This is a genomic window from Lysobacter capsici, assembly GCF_014779555.2.
Classification (GTDB): domain Bacteria; phylum Pseudomonadota; class Gammaproteobacteria; order Xanthomonadales; family Xanthomonadaceae; genus Lysobacter; species Lysobacter capsici.
In genome coordinates this window covers 1,147,841-1,172,539 of record NZ_CP094357.1, presented here as the reverse complement: position 1 = coordinate 1,172,539, position 24,699 = coordinate 1,147,841, and the positions used below count along the sequence as shown (strand labels likewise).

General features: G+C 68.3%; 20 protein-coding genes. 8 read left to right on the top strand and 12 right to left on the bottom strand.

The features are described 5' to 3' along the window. The first annotated feature begins 5 nt into the window (after positions 1-5). Positions 6-2,285, top strand: coding sequence for a 5-methyltetrahydropteroyltriglutamate--homocysteine S-methyltransferase (metE, locus tag IEQ11_RS04785; RefSeq protein ID WP_191821929.1), 2,280 nt, complete (start codon positions 6-8; stop codon positions 2,283-2,285). Positions 2,286-2,389: 104 nt separating this feature from the next. Here metE and IEQ11_RS04780 read toward each other — a convergent pair whose 3' ends face one another. The 3 genes from IEQ11_RS04780 to gap all read right to left on the bottom strand — a co-directional run bounded on the left by IEQ11_RS04780 (position 2,390) and on the right by gap (position 6,003). Further along, on the bottom strand, positions 2,390-3,799 hold the full coding sequence (locus IEQ11_RS04780) for a hypothetical protein (RefSeq protein ID WP_191821930.1): 1,410 nt from the start codon (positions 3,797-3,799) through the stop codon (positions 2,390-2,392). Continuing rightward, on the bottom strand, positions 3,796-4,464 hold the full coding sequence (locus IEQ11_RS04775; protein WP_191821931.1) for an ATP-binding cassette domain-containing protein: 669 nt from the start codon (positions 4,462-4,464) through the stop codon (positions 3,796-3,798). Before IEQ11_RS04775 ends, IEQ11_RS04780 begins: the two co-directional genes overlap by 4 nt. Positions 4,465-4,998: 534 nt before the next feature. After that, positions 4,999-6,003: a type I glyceraldehyde-3-phosphate dehydrogenase gene (gene gap / locus IEQ11_RS04770; protein ID WP_096413344.1), complete on the bottom strand. Its 1,005-nt coding sequence runs from the start codon at positions 6,001-6,003 to the stop codon at positions 4,999-5,001. Between the two features lie 239 nt (positions 6,004-6,242). Here gap and IEQ11_RS04765 point away from each other — a divergent pair, with 239 nt between their 5' ends. The 7 genes from IEQ11_RS04765 to IEQ11_RS04735 all read left to right on the top strand — a co-directional run bounded on the left by IEQ11_RS04765 (position 6,243) and on the right by IEQ11_RS04735 (position 13,415). After that, complete coding sequence (locus IEQ11_RS04765; protein WP_057920812.1) at positions 6,243-6,866, top strand: OmpW/AlkL family protein; 624 nt, start codon at positions 6,243-6,245, stop codon at positions 6,864-6,866. A 374-nt stretch (positions 6,867-7,240) separates the two neighbouring features. Further along, positions 7,241-8,119, top strand: coding sequence for a S1/P1 nuclease (locus tag IEQ11_RS04760; protein ID WP_228464646.1), 879 nt, complete (start codon positions 7,241-7,243; stop codon positions 8,117-8,119). 91 nt (positions 8,120-8,210) lie between these two features. Then, positions 8,211-9,080, top strand: a complete 870-nt coding sequence (locus IEQ11_RS04755) for an MBL fold metallo-hydrolase (RefSeq protein ID WP_191821933.1) — start codon at positions 8,211-8,213, stop codon at positions 9,078-9,080. A 125-nt stretch (positions 9,081-9,205) separates the two neighbouring features. Further along, positions 9,206-9,991 carry a molybdate ABC transporter substrate-binding protein gene (gene modA, locus IEQ11_RS04750; RefSeq protein ID WP_191821975.1) on the top strand — a complete coding sequence of 262 codons (786 nt, stop codon included), beginning with the start codon at positions 9,206-9,208 and terminating at the stop codon, positions 9,989-9,991. A gap of 10 nt (positions 9,992-10,001) precedes the next feature. Beyond that, positions 10,002-10,694 carry a molybdate ABC transporter permease subunit gene (gene modB / locus IEQ11_RS04745; protein ID WP_046655577.1) on the top strand — a complete coding sequence of 231 codons (693 nt, stop codon included), beginning with the start codon at positions 10,002-10,004 and terminating at the stop codon, positions 10,692-10,694. After that, a complete protein-coding gene (locus IEQ11_RS04740) occupies positions 10,691-11,323 on the top strand; it encodes a molybdenum ABC transporter ATP-binding protein (RefSeq protein WP_191821934.1) in 633 nt (210 codons plus the stop codon). Before modB ends, IEQ11_RS04740 begins: the two co-directional genes overlap by 4 nt. Positions 11,324-11,408: 85 nt before the next feature. Further along, positions 11,409-13,415 carry an acetyl-CoA hydrolase/transferase C-terminal domain-containing protein gene (locus IEQ11_RS04735; protein WP_191821935.1) on the top strand — a complete coding sequence of 669 codons (2,007 nt, stop codon included), beginning with the start codon at positions 11,409-11,411 and terminating at the stop codon, positions 13,413-13,415. Between the two features lie 139 nt (positions 13,416-13,554). Here IEQ11_RS04735 and IEQ11_RS04730 read toward each other — a convergent pair whose 3' ends face one another. From IEQ11_RS04730 to pcaH, 9 genes are all read right to left on the bottom strand, one after another. Beyond that, positions 13,555-14,043 (bottom strand): REP-associated tyrosine transposase, encoded by a 489-nt coding sequence (locus tag IEQ11_RS04730; RefSeq protein ID WP_191821936.1) that lies wholly within the window; start codon positions 14,041-14,043, stop codon positions 13,555-13,557. 321 nt (positions 14,044-14,364) lie between these two features. Beyond that, positions 14,365-15,510 carry an acyltransferase family protein gene (locus tag IEQ11_RS04725; RefSeq protein ID WP_191821937.1) on the bottom strand — a complete coding sequence of 382 codons (1,146 nt, stop codon included), beginning with the start codon at positions 15,508-15,510 and terminating at the stop codon, positions 14,365-14,367. 218 nt (positions 15,511-15,728) lie between these two features. Next, positions 15,729-17,729: a transketolase gene (gene tkt / locus IEQ11_RS04720; protein ID WP_191821938.1), complete on the bottom strand. Its 2,001-nt coding sequence runs from the start codon at positions 17,727-17,729 to the stop codon at positions 15,729-15,731. 247 nt (positions 17,730-17,976) lie between these two features. Next, on the bottom strand, positions 17,977-19,332 hold the full coding sequence (locus tag IEQ11_RS04715) for an MFS transporter (RefSeq protein ID WP_191821939.1): 1,356 nt from the start codon (positions 19,330-19,332) through the stop codon (positions 17,977-17,979). Positions 19,333-19,389: 57 nt separating this feature from the next. Then, complete coding sequence (pobA, locus tag IEQ11_RS04710; protein ID WP_096413320.1) at positions 19,390-20,565, bottom strand: 4-hydroxybenzoate 3-monooxygenase; 1,176 nt, start codon at positions 20,563-20,565, stop codon at positions 19,390-19,392. An 88-nt stretch (positions 20,566-20,653) separates the two neighbouring features. Beyond that, a complete protein-coding gene (pcaDC, locus tag IEQ11_RS26095) occupies positions 20,654-21,970 on the bottom strand; it encodes a bifunctional 3-oxoadipate enol-lactonase/4-carboxymuconolactone decarboxylase PcaDC (RefSeq protein WP_191821940.1) in 1,317 nt (438 codons plus the stop codon). Between the two features lie 3 nt (positions 21,971-21,973). Then, positions 21,974-23,335 carry a 3-carboxy-cis,cis-muconate cycloisomerase gene (locus tag IEQ11_RS04695; RefSeq protein WP_191821941.1) on the bottom strand — a complete coding sequence of 454 codons (1,362 nt, stop codon included), beginning with the start codon at positions 23,333-23,335 and terminating at the stop codon, positions 21,974-21,976. 20 nt (positions 23,336-23,355) lie between these two features. Then, a complete protein-coding gene (pcaG, locus tag IEQ11_RS04690; protein ID WP_191821942.1) occupies positions 23,356-23,919 on the bottom strand; it encodes a protocatechuate 3,4-dioxygenase subunit alpha in 564 nt (187 codons plus the stop codon). Positions 23,920-23,944: 25 nt separating this feature from the next. Continuing rightward, complete coding sequence (gene pcaH / locus IEQ11_RS04685) at positions 23,945-24,649, bottom strand: protocatechuate 3,4-dioxygenase subunit beta (protein ID WP_051547483.1); 705 nt, start codon at positions 24,647-24,649, stop codon at positions 23,945-23,947. Between the last annotated feature and the right edge of the window lie 50 nt (positions 24,650-24,699).

Sequence of the window (24,699 nt, the reverse complement as noted above, 5' to 3'; positions counted from 1 at the left end):
TCATCATGATCAGCGTTACCCACCTCGGCTTCCCGCGCATCGGCGCGCGGCGCGAGCTCAAGCTGGCCCTGGAATCGTTCTGGAAAGGCGACACGCCGGCCCAGGCGCTGCACGACACCGCCGCCTCGCTGCGCGAACGCCATTGGCGGCTCGCCCACGACGCCGGCGCCGACGTCGTGCCGTGCAACGATTTCTCGCTTTACGACCACGTGCTCGACAACGCGGTGTTGTTCGACGCCATCCCGGCCTCGCACCGCGCGGCGTTCGAAGAAGATCCGCTGGGCGGTTATTTCGCCCTCGCCCGCGGCGTGCAGGACGGCCGTCGCGATCTGCGCGCGCTGGAAATGACCAAGTGGTTCGACACCAACTATCACTATCTGGTGCCGCAGTTCGAACCCGGCCAGCGCTTCGCCCTGCGCGGCGACAAGCCGCTGGCCGAACTGGCCCAGGCGCAGGCGCTGGGACTCGACGCGCGGCCGGTGCTGCTCGGCCCGGTGTCGTTCCTCAAGCTCGGCAAGCGCAACGACGGCGGCGACCCGCGCGAGTTGCTCGACGCCCTGCTCCCCGCTTACGCCGAACTGCTGGCCAAGCTCAAGGCGGCCGGTGCGCAGTGGGTGCAGTTGGACGAACCGACCCTGACCCTGGACCTGGACGACGCCGACCGCGCCGCGTTCCGTCGCGCCTATGCCGCGCTGGCCGAAGTCGATGCGCCGCGGCGTCTGCTGACCACCTACTTCGGCGCGCTCGGCGACAACGCCACGCTCGCCGCGCAGCTGCCGGTGGAAGGTCTGCATGTCGATCTGGTGCGCGCGCCGCAGCAACTGGAAAGCCTGCTGCCGCTGCTGCCGGAACAACGCGCGCTGAGCCTGGGCGTGGTCGACGGCCGCAACATCTGGCGCGCCGATCTCGACGCCGCGCTGAGCCTGGCCCGTCGCGCCGGTGATCGGGCGACCTGGCTGGCGCCGTCGTGCTCGCTGCTGCACGTGCCGACCGATATCGAACTGGAACGCAAACTGCCCACGCCGCTGCGCCACTGGATGGCCTACGCCAGGCAGAAGATCGAAGAACTGCATCTGCTCGCCGTCGTGCTCGGCGGCGATGCGCAGGCCGCGCGCGATCTCGCCGCCGCCGCCAGCGCGCGCGCCGCGCGCCTGGCTTCGCCGCTGCTGCGCAACGCGCGGGTGCGCAAGCGCCTGGCCGCGGTCGAACCGGCGATGGCCCGGCGCGTGTCGCCGTATGCCAAGCGCGCGCAACTGCAACAAGAACGCCTGAACCTGCCGCTGTTCCCGACCACCACCATCGGCTCGTTCCCGCAGACCGCGCAGGTGCGGCGCGCGCGCGCCGAGCACAAGGCCGGCAAGCTGGACGACGCGGCGTATCAGGCGTTCCTCGAAAACGAAACCGCGCAATGCCTGCGCGAGCAGGAAACGCTCGGCATCGACGTGCTGGTGCATGGCGAGTTCGAACGCAACGACATGGTCGAATACTTCGGCGAACAACTCGACGGTTTCGCCTTCACCGCGCACGGCTGGGTGCAGAGCTACGGCTCGCGTTGCGTCAAGCCGCCGGTGCTGTTCGGCGATGTGGCGCGGCCGCGCGCGATGACGGTGGAGTGGACGCGCTACGCGCAATCGCTCACCGCGCGCCCGGTCAAGGGCATGCTAACCGGACCGGTGACGATCCTGCAGTGGTCGTTCGTGCGCGACGATCAGCCGCGCGCCGACAGTTGCCGGCAGATCGCCCTGGCCTTGCGCGAGGAAGTGCTGGACCTGGAAGCGGCTGGGATCGCGGTGATCCAGATCGACGAACCGGCGCTGCGCGAAGGCCTGCCGCTGCGCCGCGCCGACTGGCCGGCGTACCTGGCCTGGGCCGGCGAATCGTTCCGCCTGGCCGCCAGCGGCGTGGGCGATGCGACCCAGATCCACACCCACATGTGCTACGCCGAGTTCAACGACATCATCGAAGCGGTCGCGGCGCTGGACGCCGACGTGATCTCGATCGAGACCTCGCGTTCGCGCATGGAACTGCTCGACGCGTTCGCGCGTTATCGCTATCCCAACGGCATCGGCCCGGGCGTGTACGACATCCACTCCCCGCGCGTGCCCAGCGAAACCGAGATGCGCGAGTTGCTCGACAAGGCGCTGGAGGTGCTCGATCCGGCGCAGGTGTGGGTCAATCCGGACTGCGGATTGAAGACCCGCGGCTGGCCGGAAGTGCGCGCGGCGCTGCAGGCGATGGTGCGGGCGGCGCAGGGATTGCGCGAGTCGGTGCTGGCGACGGCCTGAGACGCGGGTCTTGACCATGCCGGACGCGTCGCGCAGGAGCCGCGGCGCGTCCGGATTCGCGAGCGCCACGCCGCTCGTATCGTCCATGGCCGCGGCGAGTGCGGCTACTGCGGCGCGGTTATCCAGGCGTACCAGGCGATCAGCAGGATCAGCCGCGCGGCGACCGCCGAGCGCGTCCAGGCGCCCAGGCTGATCGCGACGATGGCGACGATCGCGCCGGCGGCCGATGCGACCGCCAAGGGCCCGAAGCTGCCCGTCGCCATGGCCTTGACGATCGCGGGCAAGGCCATCGTCAACGACCACGCGACCGCGGCCACGACGAACGCGATGCGCCGTAGCATCGGCGGGCAGCGCAGGGTCCGGGTCAACGCGAGCAGCCCGCGCGGTTCGCTGCGTCCGGCCTGCGCGCACGCGCCGAAAATCAACAGCAGGACCAGGGCCGGCGCGACCACACGCGAGAAATCGCCGACCAAGCCAGCCAGCGCCACCATCACGGCCAACAGCCGCCACGCCCGTCCTCGCCCGATCAAGCGAAACTCCGCTACCAACACACCGAGCCACGGCATCGATGCAGCGCGGGCGGGCGGCGCATCGGCCTGCGCCGGCGGCGGCGGCCCGGCCGCGAACCGCGCGGCGATCGTGTCCCGCACACTCCAACGCTTGCCCGGCCGATGCGGTCGATACACGACGCCGGCGAGCGCGACCAAGGCCACCGCCCATCCCGCCCAGAGCAGACGCGACACGACATAGCCCGTCGACAACAGGCCGCTGTTGACGTCGATGGCGATCCGATCCGCCGTCACCGGCGACCGGCCGATGGTGATGACCTGCAGCGCATCGTGCGGCAGGGCGTGGACGATCGGGCGCACGAATCCCGAAAAGTCGAGCATGGCCGCGACGAAGCCGCGATCCAGCATCGAGCTGAGCGCCGACACGGTGATCGAGACGATCCACAAAACGAAGAACCCGACCTCGCCGAGCGCGCCGCGAGTCAGCGGCAGGCTGTCGCACAGGGCGCGCACCGCCGCCACGCCCATCAGCGCGGGCGCCGCGATCAACCAAAGACTCAGGCCGATGTCGAGCGGCCGCACCCCGTCGACCGCGCCGACCACCCAGGCCAGCAGCCAGCCGGCCAGCGTCAGGGTCGCCAGCACCGCCGCAAGCACGGCGATATCGGCGCCGAAGCGCCCGAAGCCGATCGCGACGCGCGACGCCGCGGTCGTCTCTTCGACCTGCCACGGCTGATGCCGCGTGGTGTTGGATCGCAGGTAAATGAAAATGATCGGCAGCAGCACCGTGGAGAGGATGACCCCGAGCGACAAGCCGACCACCGCCGAGGTCAGCACCGGCGCCTTGCCGTTGACGACGATCGCCGCGCTCGCCGCGTCCTTGCCGGCGATCCAGTAGCGCGCGCTGACCGGCGCGACCAGCAACAGCAGCCACAGTCCCCAACTGCGGCGGTAGCGCGCCAGCGAGGTCGCGAACGAGGAACGGGCAACCGCGAGCGCGTTCAAGCGACCTCCCGCCCACCCGCCGCGCGGTCGGAGCCGAGCACGCCGGCTTCGACCCGCAGCACATCCACCGCCCGCGGCGCGAGTTCGTCGGCGAGGTGGGTGGTCATCACCACGATCGCCTCGGCGGCGCGTTCGAGAATCAGCGCGCCGACCCGTTGCGCGGTGTCGCGATCGAGTTCGGCGGTCGGCTCGTCGAGCGCGATCACCCGCGGCGCGCCGAGCATGGCCTGGGCGAAAATCAGCCTTCGCCGCATGCCGCCGGAAAAGGTCGCGATGGGTCGGTTGATGTCGGCGTGCAGGCCGATGCGCTCGGCGATCGCGCCGAACTGCAGATCCGCCGCGCTCAGGTCGAGCCCCTTCAGCGCCGCCATATGCATGGCGAATTCGCGCGCGCTGAGGTCGTCGGGCAGGTCCACGGCCTGAGGCGCGTAGCCCAGCGTTTGCCGCAGCTTGTCGCGCGCGCCCGGCAACGGCTCGTCGTTCCAGACGATGCGCCCGCTGCTGGGCTTCTCCGCGGTCGCGATCAGCCTGAGCAAGGTCGACTTGCCCGCGCCGCTGGGGCCGACCAGCAAGGTCAGGCCAGGCGCGAAGCGGCAGCTCACGTTATTGAGGACCGGCTTGTTCCAGTAGTACTTGAAGATGCCGTCCAGAACCAGCTTGCTCATAGCGCGATGTCCTGCGCCGCCCCGCGGGACGGCCGTGGTTGGAATCGGTGCGTGCGGGCACGACCGACGGGGAAACGGCCGATCCGGCCCGCTTAGAACAGTCGGTGTCGATACTTGACTACATCGCGCAGTCGGGGATTCGGACTAGTACGAAAAAGCGTATTTTTTCGACCTTTTTTGCCCCTCGACGCACAGGCCGCCGCATGGCGCATTCGCGCTGTCCTACGGATATTCGCCCGCCGCGACAGGCCGCGGTTATGTCTGCCGTCGCATCGCAACGGTGCTTGAGCAAGCCATCACGAAGCCGCCGATAAGCATCCGTATCGAAAGCGCATGGTGGACGCACATATCGGCGCGCTCGACGGCGCTGGGTTGCATCCGATCACAGCGACGATCGACTCAAGCGCTTGCGACAGCCAACACCTGCGCGCACCGCGCCGGCGCGAATAACCCGACGCAAACAAAAAACCCCGCGATCGCGGGGCTTTTCGTCGACCGCCGCCGTCGCCGGCGGCGCAATCCAATCGCAGCGGCTTACTTGCCCGCGACGACCTTGACCATTTCCAGGCACTTGTTCGAATAGCCCCACTCGTTGTCGTACCAGCTCACCAGCTTGACGAAGGTGCCGTCGAGCGCGATGCCGGCTTCGGCGTCGAAGATCGAGGTGCGCGCGTCGCCGCGGAAGTCGGTCGCCACGACCTTGTCTTCGGTATAGCCCAGCACGCCCTTCAGCGCGCCTTCGCTCTGCGCCTTCATTTCCGCGCAGATCTCGGCGTAGGTGGCTTCGCTGTTGAGCTCGACGGTCAGGTCGACCACCGACACGTCCGAGGTCGGCACGCGGAACGACATGCCGGTGAGCTTCTTGTTGAGCTCCGGGATCACCACGCCGACGGCCTTGGCCGCGCCGGTGCTGGACGGGATGATGTTTTCCAGAATGCCGCGGCCGCCGCGCCAGTCCTTGTTGCTCGGGCCGTCGACGGTCTTCTGGGTCGCGGTGGCCGCGTGCACGGTGGTCATCAGGCCGCGCTTGATGCCCCACTTGTCGTTGATGACCTTGGCCAGCGGCGCCAGGCAGTTGGTGGTGCACGAGGCGTTGGAGACGATCGCCTCGCCCTTGTAGGTCTTGTCGTTGACGCCGTACACGAACATCGGGGTGTCGTCCTTCGACGGCGCCGACAGCACCACCTTCTTGGCGCCCGCGTCGAGGTGCTTCTGCGCGGTGGCCTTGTCGAGGAACAGGCCGGTCGACTCGATCACCACTTCCGCGCCCACCTCGTCCCACTTCAGGTTGGCCGGATCGCGTTCCTGGGTCAGGCGGATCGGCTTGCCGTTGACGATCAGGGTGTTACCTTCGACCTTGACCTCGCCCTTGAAGCGGCCGTGGACCGAGTCGTACTGCAGCATGTAGGCCAGGTAGTCCGGCTCGAGCAGGTCGTTGATGGCGACGATCTCGATCTCGCTGCCGAAGTTCTGCACGGCAGCGCGCAGGACGTTGCGTCCGATGCGGCCGAAGCCGTTGATGCCTACCTTGATCGTCATTGAGCTAACTCCTGCGGCCGCGCGTGCGGTTCGAAGTGGGAAACCGCCATTCTAGCAAGGCGTGGCCGGCGTCGCAGTCCGGCCGTTACCCGGGGGAGAGCTTGGGTGAGCGCGCGCCAGACTGCGACGACAATCAAGGTTTGCTGTTCTAATGCATATTTAGAGTGCCAAACGGGCCAAGGCCTGTTCAGCAAGATTACAATTCCGGCACTCACCGACGAACCTAGGGGACTCAAGGAATGAACCATCGACTGATCGGCGCCGCCGTCGCCGCGGCCCTCGCCTGCGCGGCCCAGCCCGCCCTGGCCCAGCAGGCCGGCACTTACACCCTGGGCATCGGCGCCCACCAGGTCACGCCCAAGTCCGACAACGGCAGCCTGCTCGGGGGCACCGCGGACCTGGAAATCGGCGACGACGTCCAGCCGACCATCACCTTCGAATACTTCATCCGCGAGAACCTCGGCATCGAAGTGCTGGCGGCCACGCCGTTCAAGCACGACATCGAGATCAAGGGCCTGGGCAAGGTCGGCAGCACCAAGCACCTGCCGCCGGTGTTCTCGCTGCAGTACCACTGGAACAGCCGCGGCACGGTCTCGCCGTTCGTCGGCGTGGGCATCAACTACACGACCTTCTTCAGCGAGAAGACCAGCGGCCCGTTGCGCGGCAACGATCTCAAGCTGGACGATTCGGTCGGCGTCGCCGCGCACGTGGGCATCGACTTCATCATCACCGAGCGCAGCGCGATCCGCGTGGATGCGCGCTGGATCGACATCGAGAGCGATGTCGAGCTCAACGGCGAGAAGATCGGCAAGGCCGATATCGATCCGGCCGTGTACGGTCTGGCGTACGTGATGAAGTTCTGAGCGCGTCGGGCGACGGGTTGATGCGGCTTTCGGCCGCCTAGCTTTACGAATGTACGCCGTCGCCTCTCGTTGCTTTTGGCTTTTGCTGTTGCCCCCTTTAAAAAAGGGGGCCGGGATCGCGTAGCGATCGCGGGGGGGATTTGCTTTTGCTCTTGCTTACAGCGGCAGAGCAAAAGCGAATCCCCCCTGCCCCCCTTTTACAAAGGGGGGAAAGGCGCTTTCGCGAAGGGGGGGGGGAAGCCCTTCGCGAAGGGAAAAGCACGGCGGGTTCGCTGCCGTTGCTCGCACGGAACGATTCGCCGCCGTTGCTCGCACCGCCACGTTCGGACAGCGGCCGCCGCGGCGGCTCCGGTAAAGTGGCGTCCATGAAAAACATGCCCGCTGACGCCTCCCGTTCCGCCCGCCGCCTGCGCCGGTTCGCCGCGCTGCTGCTTCTGCTGCCGCTCAACGCCCTCGCCTGGGGCCCGCAAGGCCATCGCCTGGTCGCCGCCCTGGCCTGGGACGACTTGCGCCCCGACGTGCGCAGCCAGATCCAGCAATTGCTGGCCAACGAACCCGACGCCGCGTCGAGCGACGATCCGCTGCCCGCCATCGCCAACTGGGCCGACGAGCTGCGCGCCAACGACCCCGACCTCGGCCGGCGCAGCGGCAAGTGGCATTACGTCAACATCGCCGAGGACGACTGCCATTACGACGCCACGCGCCACTGCCCGGGCGGCAACTGCGTGGTTGAGGCGATCCGCGCCCAGGCCGCGATCCTGGCCGACCGCTCCAAACCGCAGGCCGAGCGCGTACAGGCGCTGAAGTTCGTGGTCCATTTCGTCGGCGACGTGCATCAACCGCTGCACGCAGGTTTCGGCCACGACAAGGGCGGCAACGATTTCCAGCTGTCGATCCCCGGCCAGCCCGCGCGTCCGGACGGCTACGGCAGCAATCTGCATTCGTTGTGGGACAGCACCATGCTGTCGATGAACAAGCTCAAGGACGACGCCTACCTCGAGCGCCTGCGCACGATCGAAGTGCCGCGCGTGAGCGGCGCCGGCCTGCCGCCGGATTCGGCCGGCTGGGCCGAAAGCTCGTGCAAGCTGGTGCTGCAACCCGGGTTCTATCCGCTCACCCCGTCGGGCAAGCCCGCGCACAAGTTGCCGGCGGACTACGTGACCACTTGGCGCCCGGTCGCCGAAACCCAGTTGCGCATGGGCGGCGAGCATCTGGCCGAAGTGCTCAACGCGGCGTTCGCCAAGCCGCGCTGAACCTGATCCGGGGGCGCGGGCCGTCCCGATCCGCCCGCGCCGCGTTCCTGCCCGTACGCTTGCCAGCCCGTCGCTCGTCCAGGAGATCCGCATGTCGCCGCAGGTCGTGCCGTTCCACCACGCCGATACCGGCACCTGGTCCTACCTCGTGGCCGATCCGGCCAGCGGCGCGGCGGCGATCATCGACCCGGTGCTCGATTTCGACCCGCGCGCCGGCCGCACCGCGACCGACAGCGCGCAACGGCTGCTCAGCGAAGCGCGCGAGCGCGGCTGGCGGATCGACTGGCTGCTGGAAACCCACGCCCACGCCGATCACCTCAGCGCCGCGCATGTCTTGCGCCAGCGCCTGCAGGCCGACGGCGGCCACGCGCCGCGGTTGGCGATCGGCCGCCGCATCGGCGAGGTGCGGCGCTTCTTCGCGCCGGTGTTCGGCCTGGCCGAAACCGAGGCGTCCTGCTTCGACCGTTTGTTCGACGACGACGATACTTTTGCCGTGGGCGAGCTGTCGGCGCAGGCGATCCCGGTGCCCGGCCACACCCAGGACAGCCTGGCGTATCTGATCGGCGATGCCTTGTTCACCGGCGACTCGCTGTTCCTGCCCGACAGCGGCACCGCGCGCTGCGACTTTCCCGGCGGCGACGCGGCGATGCTGTACCAGTCGATCCAGCGCCTGTACCGCTTGCCCGACAGCACCCGGGTATTCGTCTGCCACGATTACGGCGCAGGCGGCCGCGAGGTCGCCTGCGAAACCACGATCGGCGAACAGAAGCGCGGCAATATCCACGTGCGCGCCGACACCGCCGAGGCCGAATTCGTCGCCCTGCGCGAAGCGCGGGACGCGACCCTGGCGGTGCCGGCGCTGATCCTGCCGGCGTTGCAGGTCAATCTGCGCGGCGGCGCGCTGCCCGAGCCCGAGGGCAACGGCGTACGCTATCTGAAACTGCCGCTCAATCAGTTCTGAATCGGGCTTGCGCGACATGCTCGCGGCGCCGCGTAATCGACGCGCGCTGACCGCCGCGCATCCCACCCTCACCCGCTGGCGGTACTCTTCTTGCACCCGAACCGATCAGGCCCGTCATGAACCCGATGCGTCGCCGCTGGCTGCAAACCCTGTGCTCCGTAACCTGTGCGCTCGCCGCGGGCTTCGCCGTCGCGCGGACGCCGGCCGCCGCCGAACCGATCACCGTGTTCGCCGCCGCCAGCCTCAAGGAATCCTTCGACGAAGCCGCCGCGGCCTATCAGAAAGCCACGGCGCAACCGGTGCGGGTGTCGTACGCCGCCAGTTCCGCGCTCGCCCGCCAGATCGAACAGGGCGCGCCGGCCGACGTATTCGTCTCGGCCGATCTGGACTGGATGGACTACCTGCGCGAACGCAAGCTGATCGACGACGGCACCCGCCGCAACCTGCTCGGCAACACCCTGGTATTGATCGCGCCGAAGACGAGTAAGGCCAAGGCGGTCGCGCTCAAACCCGGCGTCAAGCTGCTGCCGCTGCTCGGCGACGGCCGCATCGCATTGGCGCTGACCGCGAGCGTGCCCGCCGGCAAATACGCGCGCGCGGCCTTCACCTCGCTGGGCGTGTGGGATCAACTGCAGCCCAAGGTCGCCGAAGCCGAGAACGTGCGCGCCGCGCTGATGCTGGTCGCGCGCGGCGAAGCCCCGCTCGGCGTGGTCTACGGCAGCGACGCCAAGGCCGAACCGAACGTGCGCGTGCTCGCGACGTTTCCTGCCGGCAGCCATCCGCCGATCGTCTATCCGATCGCGCGGCTGAGCGCGAGCAAGCAGCCCAACGCAGCCGCGTTCGTGAAGTGGCTCAAGTCGCCGGCCGCGAGCGCGATCTTCCGCCGCCACGGCTTCGCCGCGCTGGACTGACCGCGCCACGATGTTCGACTTCAGCCCGGCCGAACTCACCGCGATCGCCTTGAGCCTGAAGGTCGCCACGGTCGCCACCGTGTGCAGCCTGCCGCTCGGCGTGGCGCTGGGCTGGCTGCTGGCGCGCACGCGCTTTCCCGGCAAGCTGCTGTTCGACACCTTGCTGTATCTGCCGCTGGTGCTGCCGCCGGTGGTCACCGGCTATGCCTTGCTGATCGCGTTCGGTTCGCAAGGACCGATCGGCCGCTTCCTCGCCGAGTACCTGCACATCAGTTTCGCGTTCCGCTGGACCGGCGCCGCGCTGGCCAGCGCGATCATGGGCTTTCCGTTGATGGTGCGCGCGATCCGGCTGTCGATCGAAGCGGTCGATCAACGCCTGGAACAAGCCGCCTCGACCCTCGGCGCCAACCGCTGGCGGGTGTTCTTCGGCGTGACCCTGCCGCTGGCGTGGCCGGGGCTGATGGCCGGCGCGGTGCTGTCGTTCGCCAAGGCGCTGGGCGAATTCGGCGCGACCATCACCTTCGTATCGAACATTCCCGGCGAAACCCAGACCCTGTCGTCGGCGATCTACGGCCTGATGCAGGTGCCCGGCGCCGAGTCGGGCGTGCTGCGGCTGGCCGTGGTCGCGGTGGCGATCTCGTTCGCCGCGGTGCTGGTGTCGGAATGGCTGGTGCAACGCCAGCGCGCGAGTGCGCAACGATGAGCACGCCGAGTTTCCTGATCGAGGTCGAACTGCGCCGCGGCGGTTTCACCCGCTCGATCGCGATCCGCAGCGAGCAGCGCGTGATCGCGGTGGTCGGCGATTCCGGCGCCGGCAAGACCTCGTTGCTGCATGCGATCGCCGGCCTGCTGCGGCCGCTGCGCGGGCGCATCGAAATCGCCGGCCGCTGTCTGTACGACAGCGCCGCGCGCATCGACCTGCCGGCGCATCGTCGCCATATCGGCTACGTGTTCCAGGACGCGCGCCTGTTTCCGCATCTGGACGTGCGCCGCAACCTGCTCTACGGCCTGCGCGGCGAGGCCAAGCGCGCGCCGCGCTTCGAACTCGACGCGATCGTCGACCTGCTCGGCATCGGCCCGCTGCTGCAACGCGGCACCGCCGGGCTGTCGGGCGGCGAAATGCAGCGCGTCGCGCTCGGCCGCGCCCTGCTCTCGCAGCCGCGCATCCTGCTGCTGGACGAACCGCTGTCGATGCTCGACATGAACCGCCGCGACGAACTGCTGCCGTACCTGCAACGGGTGCGCGACGAGACCTCGCTGCCGATGATCTACGTCAGCCACTACCCCGACGAAGTGCGGCGCATCGCCGACGAGGTCCACGTTCTCGATTGAGCCGCCGCGCGGCGCCGGCCCGCCGAGTGTGGCGCCGGGCTGGCCCGGTTATCGCGTTCGCGGGGCCGGTGCCATACTGGCCCGTATGAACACGCCCCTGCATTTCGATTCCCTGACCGACGCCGTCGATTTCCTCTACCGGCGCCTGCCCGGCCCGCTGCATGTCGGCGCGCCGCTCGGCCTGGGCAAGCCGCACCGGTTGCTCAATGCGCTGTACGAACGCGCCGAAGGCGACAGCACGCGGCCCTTGCATCTGTACACCGCGCTGTCGCTGGACCCGCCGGGCGCGGGCAAGGGACTGGAAGGCCGTTTCATCGGGCCGTTCGCGCAGCGCCATTTCGGCGACGACTTCCCGCGCCTGCGCTACGTGCAGGCGCTCAAGCGCAACAGCCTGCCGGCGCATGTCGAGATCGAGGAGTTCTACCTGCAATCGGGCGCGTTGCTCAACGCCAGCGCGACCCAGCGCCGCTACGCCAGCCTCAACTACACCCACGTCGCGCGCGCGCTGGCCGATCGCGGGGTCAACGCGATCGTGCAGAAAGTCGCCGCCGATCCGAACGGCGGCACGCGTCTGTCGCTATCGTGCAATACCGACCTGACCTTCGATGCGATCGACGCGATCGTCGCGCGTGGCCTGCCGCGACCGGTATTGATCGCCGAAGTCGACCCGCAGTTGCCGTGGCTCGACGGCAGCGCTGCGGTCGAGGCGGATTTCTTCGATGCGGTGGTAACGCCGCCGGGGCCGTATCCGAAACTGTTCGGCCTGCCGCGGCAGCCGGTCAGCGATGCGGATTACGCGATCGGTTTTTATGCCAGCACCCTGGTGCGCGACGGCGGCACCTTGCAGATCGGCATCGGCACGCTGGCCGACGCGCTGTGTCATGCGCTGGCGCTGCGGCATACGGATAACGCGGCGTATCTGCGGGTGATTGCGGCGTTGGGGGTCGGTGCTCAGGCGGATGCCGCGTCGCTCGGACAAACCGCTTCGAACGACGTTGACCTGATCGGAGACCGTAACGCGAACGCGCCAGTCGCGCCGCTCGGACCTTTTAGCGTCGGGCTTTTTGGCTGTTCCGAAATGATCAACGAAGGCTTCCGGCGATTGGTCGAAGTCGGCGTGATCAAGCGCAAGGTCGTCGACGATCTGGAAGTGATGCGCCGCGTGCACGACGGCGACGCCAGCGCGGACGACCTTGCCCGGCTCGAACGCGAAGGCGAATTCCTGCAGGGCGGCTTCTACCTGGGCTCGCCGGATTTCTACCAGTGGCTGCGGCATCTGCCCGAGGACCAGCGCCGCGGCATCAGCATGCGCCGGATCAGCGAGGTCAACGAACTGTACGGCGGCAACGAAACCCTGGAACGCCTGCAGCGCCGCGACGCGCGCTTCTTCAACAGTTGCATGATGGCCACCGCGCTCGGCGCGGCGGTATCGGACACGCTCGACGACGGCCGCGTGGTGTCGGGCGTGGGCGGGCAATACAACTTCGTCGCGATGGCCCACGCGCTGCCCAACGCGCGCTCGGTGCTGATGTTGCGCGCCAGCCGCGAGAGCGGCGGCGAAGTGCGTTCGAACGTGGTCTGGAACTACGCCCAGACCACCATCCCGCGTCATCTGCGCGATATCTACATCACCGAGTACGGCATCGCCGATCTGCGCGGCAAGACCGACGAGGACTGCATCCGCGCGATGGCCGCCGTCGCCGACTCGCGTTTCATCGCCGGCCTGCTGTTGACCGCCATGGACAGCGGCAAACTGCCGCAGTTCGTGCCGCGCACGACCACCCACAACCATCCCGACCGTCTGCGCGAAATACTGGCGCCGTTCCGCCGCGACGGCACCCTGCCCGACTATCCGCTCGGCAGCGACTTCGACGAAGTCGAGCAACGGCTGATCAAGGCGCTGGGCTGGCTGAAGGCGAATACCGCCACCCAGGGCGCGAAGGTCAAAACCGTGTTGCGCGCGCTGCTCGCATCCGCGAGCCAGGATCACCAGGCGTTGCAGCGCATGGGCCTTGACCAACCGTCCGGCCTGGGCGAACGGATCGAGGCCAAGCTGGTTTCGCTGGGTTTGCGCGAGAGCGCGGGTCGCTGATCGCAAAGCGTCGAGCTGAAGCTCCCTCCCACAAAAGCCCTCGCGGACATGCGATCGTTGCAACTGATGCGCGCGCCCCCCAGACGCGATGGAAACAGCCGATCGCAGCTGATCGATCGGATTTTTATGGGCGGGAGCTTCAACCCCGACGCTTTTGTTCCAGCCACACCGCATCCCAATACGGGTAGTCGCCAACCCGCTGCACAAGCCCCGCGCGCTTCGGATTGGCGACGATATAACGCGCCGCCTGCAGCACGTCATCATCCTCGCGCAATGCGTGATCGTGAAAACCCGGCGCCCACACCATCCCCTTGCGGTGCAAACTGCGATTGACCGCGCGCGCGGCGCGGCCCTTGAGCGAGGCCACTACGCTTTCCAAGCGAATGTCGCTATGCAACTCAATCAAGCCATGCCAGTGGTCGGGCATCAGCACCCAGCACAGCAAGGTCGCTCCCAGCCATTTTCCGGGGTCGGCGATGGCGCGGGCGGCGATATCGGCGCAGTGGTCGCTGGCGAAGATTCGACGGCGGCGAATGCACACGGTAGTGACCAAGTAAATGCGTTGTTGCTCGGACCCGCGACCGCGTCGAAGCGCTCGATGGCCGGGCTGAGGATCGGGTGAATTCATGCTCGCAGATTGGAGCTGCGCGCAATTGGATTCTATCGGTGTTGATTGCGTCGGAAGATCGGAAAATTCCGAGTCCGCAGCGACCTGAGCGGAAAGCGTCGGGGCTCAAGCCCCACTCGTAGACTCCCGACGAGACACGGCTATCGGAAGCTGCGCAGCTTACGCTACGGCCTCGGGTCAAGGCACTGATAACGCCAATCAAGCCAATGGCGAGGCTACGAGGTCTCTTGTTGGAGAGGCTGAGCCCCGACGCTTTCGCTCAGCTACCGCAGAACCCACGCATCGGCACACACAGCGAAGCGACTGCGCTAGCGACTCCGCTCAGGACGCCAGACCACGCGCCTGGTCTTGATCCGCAAACGAGCCACGCCGCGCCCGCACCCACGCAAACAACCGATGCCCCAGCCGGATGCCGGGCTTCTCGATGAGCCGATACGTCAACCACGACGCTGGAATTACCAACGCCAGACTCAATCCCAGACAAGCGAAATACGCGGTGCCCTCTGGCAGCGCGGCATAGAGCTTCGCGAACACGCCGTACGACCGCGACACCACGAACGGATGCACCAGGTACAACGAATAGCTGATCGTGCCGAGAAAGCAGGTCGCGCGATTGACCAGCACGCGGTTGCTCGCCAACAGCAGGCCCAGCAGCATCAGGCCGTAGAACAGCGCCGACAGGTACCAGCCGTCGGCGATTCCGGGGATCGATGGCAGGCGGCCGTAGAACAACGCGCCCTGAGCCAGCACGCCCAGCAACAACAGGCTCACGCCGACGATGTGCTGGCGACGCTGCGGCAGTTCGCGCAAGCGTCGCCACAGTTCGAACAATACGCAGCCCAACGCGAACACCGGCAACTGCCGCAGCAGGCCGACGTGTCCGCCGAAATGCGCCCAGCCGGCCGGCAAGCCGGTCTTGGCCCACAAGGCCAGCAGATAGCTCAGCACCAGCAGCGCGAGCTGCGCCCACAGGCCGCGCACATACAGGGCGATCAGCGGGAAGATCGCGTAGAACAACATCTCCACGCCGATCGTCCAACTGCCCATGACGATGCCTTCCTGCCATTGCGGCGACAGGCCGAACAGCAGCGAATAATTCCAGGCCACTTCGTCGTAGCCAAGCAAAGGCACGGCGCGGAATCGATCCCTGACCACCATCACGCTCAACAAGACCAACATCAACGGAGCGATGCGGGCCAGCCGGCTTAGGTAGAAGCTGCGCAAGGGCAGCCCCGATGCGGCGTGACGCGGCCAGGTCAGGCACAGCGAAAACGCACTCATGACGAAGAACAGCACCACGCCGCTGCCGCCCATGCCGACGATCGGCAGCGCCCACGCCGGCACCGACAGATCCGGTTCGGGCATCGCCATGACGTGAAAGATCACCACGTACAGCGCGGCGATACCGCGCAGAGCGTCGAGTTGCGGCAGACGTTGCTGCGGATCGGTGGCCGGAGCGGTCGACATCAAGATCGTTTCCCTACGTTGAACGAAGGCATCTGCTGCCCACGCTTTCGCAGCTGCGACGGATTGTCGGCGACACGCGCCGTACACCTGTGAAGGCGACGCTGTTCTCAGGCCCCGTGGACACGGCGAGTTTGCCATGCGCCATGAGGCCGAAACGAAAAAATCCGGGGCGTCTCCGCCCCGGATTTAGCGTTTCGTTATCAAGCCTCGGCGGCGACTCAGCCCAGCGCCTTCACCGCCGCGACCACATGCTCGACGGTGAAGCCGAAATGCGGGAACAGGGCTTCGGCCGGGGCCGAGGCGCCGAAGCTGTCGATGCCGACCACGTCGCCGTCCAGGCCGACGTACTTGCGCCAGAAATCGGTGACGCCGGCTTCGACCGCTACGCGCTTGCGCACCGCGTTGGGCAGCACCGACTGGCGGTACTCCAGCGGCTGGCGGTCGAACACGTCGCTCGACGGCATCGACACCACGCGCACCTTGACGCCTTCGCCGCTGAGCACGTCGGCGGCCTGGGTGGCCAGGCCGACTTCCGAACCGGTCGCGATCAGGATCACGTCCGGGGTGCCCTCGCTGTCGCGCAGCACGTAGCCGCCCTGCTCGATCTGCGCGACCTGTTGCGCATCGCGCGGCTGGTGGATCAGGTTCTGGCGCGAGAACACCAGGCAGCTCGGGCCGTCCTTGCGCGCGATCGCGGCCTTCCACGACACCACCGATTCGACCGCGTCGCACGGACGCCACACGTCGTTGTGCGGGATGTAGCGCAGCGAGGCCAGGTGCTCGATCGGCTGGTGGGTCGGGCCGTCTTCGCCCAGACCGATCGAGTCGTGGGTGTAGACGTGGATCGCATGCGCGCCCATCAGCGCGCTCATGCGCACCGCGTTGCGCGCGTAGTCGCTGAACACCAGGAAGGTCGCATCGAACGGAATGAAGCCGCCGTGCAGCTGCAGGCCGTTGCTGATCGCGGTCATGGCGAATTCGCGCACGCCGTAATACACGTAGTTCGCGTTCGGATCGCTGCTGGCGACCGACTTGCTGGCCTTCCACAAGGTCAGATTGGAATGCGCCAGGTCGGCCGAGCCGCCGATCAGTTCCGGCAGCAGCGGCGCGAAGGCTTCGATCGCCATCTGCGAGGCCTTGCGCGAGGCGATGGTCAGGCCTTCGGCCTGCAGCTTGGCGATGTACGCGTCGGCTTGGCTGAGGAAATCGGCCGGCAGATCGGCGTGCGAACGGCGGGTGAGTTCGGCTGCTTCGGCCGGGTACTGCGCGGCGTACGCGTCGAACAGGCGGTTCCACTGATCCTCGCGCACCGCGCCGGTGCTGTGCGAGCGCCAGCCGTCGTAGATCTCCTGCGGGATTTCGAACTCGGCATAAGGCCAGTTCAACGCGGCGCGGGTCGCGACGATTTCGTCCTTGCCCAGCGGCGCGCCGTGCGAGGACTCCTTGCCGGCCTTGTTCGGCGAACCGAAACCGATCGCGGTGCGGCAGCAGATCAGGGTCGGCTTGTCGCTGTGCTTGAGCGCGGTGTCGATCGCGGTCTTGATCTCGACCGCGTCCTGGCCGTCGACGTTGCGGATCACGCGCCAGCCGTAGGCTTCGAATCGCGCCGGGGTGTCGTCGGTGAACCAGCCGTCGGTGTTGCCGTCGATCGAGATCTTGTTGTCGTCCCAGAACGCGACCAGCTTGTGCAGGCCCCAGGTGCCGGCCAGCGACGCGGCTTCATGCGAGATGCCTTCCATCAGGCAGCCGTCGCCCATGAACACCCAGGTGCGGTGATCGACGATCTCGTGCTCGGGACGGTTGAAGCGCTGCGCCAGCAGCTTCTCGGCCAGCGCCATGCCGACCGCGTTGGCGAAGCCCTGGCCGAGCGGGCCGGTGGTGGTTTCGATGCCGGGGGTTTCGAAGTTTTCCGGATGGCCCGGGGTCATCGAACCCAGCTGGCGGAAACGCTTGAGTTCCTCGATCGGCAACGGATAGCCCGACAGGTGCAGCAGCGCGTACTGCAGCATCGAGCCGTGGCCGTTGGAGAGGATGAAGCGGTCGCGGTTGAACCACTTCGGGTTGCCGGGGTTGTGGGTCAGGTAGTCGTTCCACAGCACCTCGGCGATGTCGGCCATGCCCATCGGCATGCCCGGATGACCGGAGTTGGCGGCCTGCACCGCGTCGATGGCGAGGAATCGGATGGCGTTGGCGAGGTCGCGGCGGCTGGGCGTCGTCATGGGCTTCTGTGGGCTGGGGAGCGGAGAATGGGAGCAGCAGGCCGCGGTGACGGGCGATCCGTGCGCGCCGGCGATGCGTGAGCGGCGGTAAGCCGCCATTGTCCCATCCCCGGCCCGCCCTGTCGCCCCGCGCGCGCCCCCCGCGCGCCGGCCGGGCCGCCCGCCTCGCCGCCGGTTCGCAGCGATCGCCATGCGCCGCGGCCCGAATCCCGGCCGGCCCGACCTCCCCGGCCGGCGCCCGCGCCCTTCAAATCGCCGGACGCTGCAAGGTCTTGACCAGGATCGCGGCGGCGGCGACGAACGCCGGCACCGCCAGCGCGCTGATGATGGCGCGGAAATCCCAGCCCATCGCCAGCAGGCTGCCGCCGAAGTAGGCGCCGAAGATGCCGCCGAAACGGCCGATCCCGTTCATCCACGCCACCCCGGTGGCGCGGCCCTGGGTCGGATAGAACCCCGCGGCCAGCGCCAGCAGCGCGCTCTGGCCGGCATTGATGAACAAGCCGGCGGCGAACACCAGCGACTTCATTCCCTGCAGATCGCCGCTGTGGCGCGCCAGCACGATCAGCAGCACCGCGCTGATCGCATAGGCCAGGGCGATCGAGCGATGCGGCTCGAACCGATCCATCACCCAGCCCATCAGCAGGCAACCCAATGCACCGCCGAACATGAACATGCCGCCGATCACCGAAGCCTGCTCGATCGGCAGGCCGGCGTTGGCGACCAGGGTCGGCAGCCAGCTGGTGATCAGGTAGATGGTCAGCAACCCGGAGAAATAGGTCGCCCACAGCGACAAGGTGCCGATCGGATAACCCGGCGAAAACAACACCGCGACCGCCGAATCGCTCTTGACCTTGACGATCTCGGGCAGGGTCATCACGGCCGAGTCGATCGACTTCGCGGCCGGGTCGATCCGCCGCAGCAGCGGCCGCACGCCCTCGCCGCCGCGGCGCGCGACCAGGTACTGCAAGGATTCGGGCAGCTTCCACAGCAGCAACGGCACCAGCAGCAGCGGTACCACGCCGCCGACCAGCAACACGCTCTGCCAGCCGAACGGGCCGATCAGGCGCGCGGCGACGAAGCCGCCCGACGCCGAGCCCAGAGTGAAGCCGCAGAACATCGCCATGGTCAGCTTCGAACGATGCCGCGCCGGACAGTACTCGGAAGTCAGGGTGATCGCGTTGGGCATCGCCGCGCCCAGGCCGATGCCGGTCAGGAAACGCAGCAGGCTCATCGAGGTCACGTCGTAGGCGAGCATCGAGGCCAGACTGAACAAGCCGAACAACAGCAACGAACCGATCAGCACCCGGCGCCGGCCGAAGCGGTCGGCGATCGGGCCGACGCCGATCGCGCCGACCGCCAGACCGATCAGCGCCGCGCTCATCATCGGCTTGAGCATCGACGCGGCGACGCCCCACTGCTTGCTGAGCGCCGGCGCGATGAAGCCGGCGGCGGCGGTGTCGTAACCGTCGATGAAGACGATCAGGAAACACAGCACCACGGTGGACCATTGCAGACTGGAGATGGGGCGTTCGTTGATGAAGGCCTGGACGTCCAACGCCTGAGTAGACGTCGGCGATTGCGCGACCGCGGATGATTGATTCATGGCCATGGATGCCTGCGGGAATGAAGCGGACGGAACGAACGAAGAAAGGCGCCGGACTCAGCGCCACGGCAGGCCGACGTAGTTCTCGGCGAGGGTGCGGGTGGCGGCGGGCGAGTCGATCACGTAGTCGAGCTGCGAGCGCTGCAGGCGATCCATGAACGGCGTGTTGGCCTCGTCGCGATGCAGCATCGAGGTCATCCACCAGGAGAAATGCTCGGCGCGCCAGACCCGCTTGATGCAGTCGCGCGAATAAGCCGCGAGCGCATCGCCGTCGCCGTCGCGGTAGCGCGCCTGCAGCGCCAGCGCCAGCGCGCGCACGTCCGACACCGCCAGGTTCATGCCCTTGGCGCCGGTCGGCGGCACGATGTGGGCCGCGTCGCCGGCGAGGAACAAGCGCCCGTACTGCATCGGCTCGGTCACGAAGCTGCGCATCGGGGTGACGCTCTTGTGCAGGATGCGGCCGCGGTTGAGCCGCCAGCCGTCGTTGCAGCTCAAGCGGGTTTCCAACTCTTCCCAGATGCGCTCGTCGGGCCACTGGGCCAGGTCTTCGTCCGGATCGCATTGCAGATACAGACGAGTGATCCGCGGCGAGCGCATGCTGAACAAGGCGAAGCCGTTGGGATGGTGGGCGTAGATGAGTTCCTCGTTGGCCGGCGCGGCATCGGCCAGCACGCCGAGCCAGGCGAACGGATAGATCCGCTCGAACACCGTGAACACGCCGTCGGGCACGCTGGCGCGGCTGATGCCGTGGAAGCCGTCGCAACCGATCACGTAGTCGCAGTCCAGCGTGCGGGCCTGGCCTTCGTGCTCGAAATGCACGCGCGGGGCGACGCCGTCGAGGCCTTCCAGGCGAGTGGCGCGGGCCTGGAACAGCAGCGGCGCGCCGCTGTCCAGACGCGCGGCGATGAGGTCTTTGACCACTTCGTGCTGGCCGTAGACCATCACCCCGCTGCCGTCGGTGTACTCGCGCAGATCGATGCGGTGACGGCGGCCGTCGACCAGCAGTTCGATGCCTTCGTGACGCAGGCCTTCGCGCTGCATGCGTTCGCCGACGCCGGCCTGGATCAGCAGATCGACCGTGCCCTGCTCGAGCACGCCGGCGCGGATGCGCTGTTCGACGTAGTCGCGCGGATGCCGTTCGAGCACGACCGAATCGATGCCCTGACGATGCAGCAGATGGGCCAGCAGCAGACCGGCCGGTCCGCCGCCCAGAATCGCGACTTGTGTATGCATGGGACAAACTCCTCCTGACGACGACGCCGGAGGCGTCGCCTTGTGGTGCGGCGGTGCGGGAGTGAAGGACGGCTCGAAGCCGCCGGCGCTAGTCGGGAGGCTTGAGCGTGTACGGCGTGGCCGCGCCGTCGGGCTGGACCGACGCCGCGCGCGGATGCGACGAATCCGCCGCGTCCTGTTCGGCGAACACGCGTTCGGCCAGATGCAAGGCCGCGTTCGCCGCCGGCACGCCGCAATAGATGGCCGTCTGCAACAGCACCTCGCGCAGTTGCTCGCGGCTCACCGCGTTGTTGCGCGCGGCGTCGAGGTGCAGGCGCAGCTCGCCTTCGCGATTGAGCGCGACCAGCATCGCCACGGTGATCAGCGAGCGGGTATGCCGCGGCAAACCCGGCCGGGTCCAGATCTCGCCCCAGGCGTAGCGGGTGATGAGGTCCTGGAATTCGCGATTGTGTTCGTTCAATCCGTCCAGGCTGCGATCCACGTGCGCGTGTCCGAGCACCGCGCGGCGCAGCTGCATGCCCTGGGCGTAGCGCTCGTCCTCGTGGCGATGCGCGCCTGGCGCGGGCGCGCCGAGGAAATCCAGCACCGCCGCGGCGAAGGCCTGCGGCGCCTCCACCGCCGACAGGTGCGAGGTCGGCAGATCCAGACGCCGCGAACCGGCGATGCCGGCGGCGAGCGCGTCGGCGTCGGCCGGCGTGGTCACCGGGTCGTGGCGGCCGGCGATGCACAGCGTCGGCGCGTGCAGGTCGCCGAGGCGGTCGCTCAGGTCGGTAGCGCCGATCGCGTCGCAGGCGGCGGCATAGCCGACCGGCGACTGCCGCGCGAGTCGTTCCAGTAATTGCGCGGCGCGCGCCGGTTCGCGCCGCGGGTAATCGGCGCGGAACCAGCGCGCGGGCGTGCTGTCGAGCAGCCACTGCAGACCCTCGGCACGCACCCGGCGGCCGCGTTCGCGCCAGTGTTCGCCATCGCCGATGCGCGCGGCGGTGTTGGCCAGCACCAGGCGCCGCACCCGCGACGGCGCGTGGATCGCCAGCCATTGCGCGATCAATCCGCCCATCGACAGGCCGCAGACGTGAGCGCGCTCGATCGACAGCGCGTCCATCAACCCCAGCAGGTCGCGGCCGAAGCTTTCGATGCCGGCCGGCGCAACGTCGCCGTCGCCGTCCGCGCTGCTGCCGTGGCCGCGGATGTCGTAGCGCAGCACGCGCAGGCTCGCGGCCAGCGCCGGAATCACCTCGTCCCACATCTCCAGGCCGGTGCCGAGCGAGTTGCACAGCACCAGCACCGGCGCATGCTCCGGGCCGTCGAACCGGTAACGCTGGCCGATGCCGTGGGCGAAGACGATCGCCGAACCGTCGGCGCGCGGCGATGAGTCGATCGGATCGGACAGCGTGGTCGGATTCATCGTTCAGTCCAGTCGCGCCAGCACGCGATCGATCAAGACATCGTTGGCGCCCAGGCAGGCCTGCGGATCGAACAACGCCGCCAGGCGCTCCTCACCGAGCCAGCGCCGCAGTTGCGCGTCGTGCGCGAGCACCTCGCGCAGCGGCCGCCGCAGTTCGAGCGCGCGCGCGCAGGCCGCCTGCACCCGCGCGTGCGCCTCGCCGCGTCCCAGCCGCGCCGACAACGCGGTCGCGACCGCTTCGGCATAGATCAAACCCAGGCCGTCGACGCAGTGCGCGCGCATCGTCGCGACGTCAACCTGCAACCCTTCCAGCACCGGCCGCAGCTGCGCCAGGCTGCCGGCGGCGAGCCCGAACAGTTCCGGCAGCGTGTCCCATTCGGCCAGCCAGCCGCCGAGGCCGCGCTCGTGCTCCTGCGGCATCGCCGCATACAGCGTCGACACCAGCCCGGGCGCGCGCGTGGCCGCGGCGATCGCCACCGCGCAGGCCACCGGATTGCGTTTGTGCGGCATCGCCGACGAGCCGCCGCGGCCGGGCGCGGCCGGCTCGAACGCCTCGCCGACTTCGTTCTGCATCAGCAGGCTCAGGTCGCGCGCGATCTTGCCCAGGGAGCCGATCAGCAACGCCAGCCAGGCGCCGGTCTCGACCATGCGCCCGCGCTGGGCGTGCCACGGCATCGCCGGCAAGGCCAGATTCAATTCTTCGGCCAGATAGCCCGCCACGCGCAGGCCGTCGCCGCCCAGCGCCGACAGCGAGCCGGCCGCGCCGCCGAATTGCAGCGCCAGCACGTGCGCGCGCAGTTCGCGCAAACGCTCGCGCGCGTACAGCAGGCCATCGAGCCAGCCGGCGGCCTTCAGGCCGAAGCTGATCGGCACCGCCTGCTGCAGCCAGGTGCGGCCGGGCATCACGCTGCGCCGGTGCGCGCGCGCCAGCGCCGCCAGCGCGACGATCGCCGCGTCGAGTTCGGTTTCGATCAAGCTCAGGCTCGCGCGTATCTGCAGCACGCAGCCGGTGTCGATCGCATCCTGGCTGGTGGCGCCGCGATGCACCTGCATCGAGGCTTCGCCAGCGCTCGGATCGTCCTGCGCGGCCACCTCGCGAGTCAGCGCCTTGACCAGGCCGATGGCGAGATTGCCGTCGCCGGCCGCGCCCGCGGCCAGCGCGTCGAGATCGTAACGGCCCGCGTCGCAGGCCGCGCCGATCGTCGCCGCCAGCGACGGCGGGAACAAGCCCGCGCGCGCCTGCGCCGACGCCAGCGCCGCCTCGAAATCGAGCATGCCCTGCGCGCGCGCGCGATCGTCGAACACGCGGCGCATCCGCGCTTCGTCGAACAACGGTTGCAAGGATGAGGTTTCGGGCGTCGGCATGGGCGGTCTCGGCGGCCGGCTCAGAATGCGAAGAACGCGGTTTCGCGCTCGCCCTGCATGTGGATGTCCCAATGGTGGACGCCGTCGGCGTCGACCCGGCTGATCACGCTCGCGCGGCGCGCCGCCGGCACCGACGCGAGGACCGCATCCTCGGCATTGGCCGCGGCCTCGTCGCCGAAGTACAGCCGCGTGCCGGCCTGTTTCAACAAGCCGCGCATCAGCACATTGACGCCCAGATGCGGCGCCTGCAGGCCACCGGCGAGGTCGGCCACGCGGCCGGGCTTGACCGTGACCAGGGCGAAGCGACCGTGTTCGTCGGTGACGACCCGGCCGAATCCGTCGAAGCCGGCGCAGGCCTGGTGCGCGCCGGGATCCTCGGGGTGCGGGTAGTGGCCGTGCGCGCAGGCCTGCCAGGTTTCGATCACCGCGTCGATCACCGGCTCGCCCGCACCGTCAAGTACCTGTCCGCGGATCTCGATGCGTTCGCCGTCGGCGCCGGCGCTGAGGTCGGCGCGCACGCCGGCGGCCAGGCCGATCAGGAAGAACGGCCCCACGGTCTGCGACGGGGTCTGACGGAAACTCATGCGAACGCTCTCCCGATGCGCATGCTCAACGCTCCCATGGGGTCTGATGACGGCCGCGCACAACGATGTCGAAGCGATAAGCCAGCGCGTATTCGTTGATCGCGTTCTCCCAATCGAGCTGGGCGACCATGCGTTGACGCGCCTGCGCATCGGCCACGCAGTGGTAGATCGGATCGAATTCGAGCAACGGATCGCCGGGGAAATACATCTGCGTGACCAGACGGGTGCCGAAGCTCGCGCCGAACAACGAGAAGTGCAGATGCGCCGGCCGCCACGCGTTGTAGTGGTTGCGCCACGGATACGCGCCGGGCTTGACGGTGATGAAGCGATAGCGGCCTTGATCGTCGGTCAGGGCGCGGCCGGCGCCGCTGAAGTTGGGATCCAGCGGCGCGTCGTGTTGGTCGCGCGCGTGCAGGTAGCGGCCCGATGCGTTGGCCTGCCACATTTCGATCAGGCCGCGCCGCACCGGCCGGCCGTTTTCGTCGAGCACGCGGCCGGACACGACGATGCGCTCGCCGAGCGGCTCGCCGGCATGGCCGCGGGTCAGATCGTGCTCGTGTTCGCCCAGCGCCAGCCGGGAGAAGTCCGGGCCGGTCACCTCGCTCAGGCCCGGGACGATCGCGATCGGCGCCTGCCGCGGGCCGCGCAGCACGCTGGACTGGTACGGCGCATGGATGAAGTCCGGCTGGGTATTGCACAGCGGACGGCGAAAACCGGCGATGGGTTTCATCGGATCACCTTGGCGAAAACGAGGGGTACGCACACACCGGCCGCGAAGCG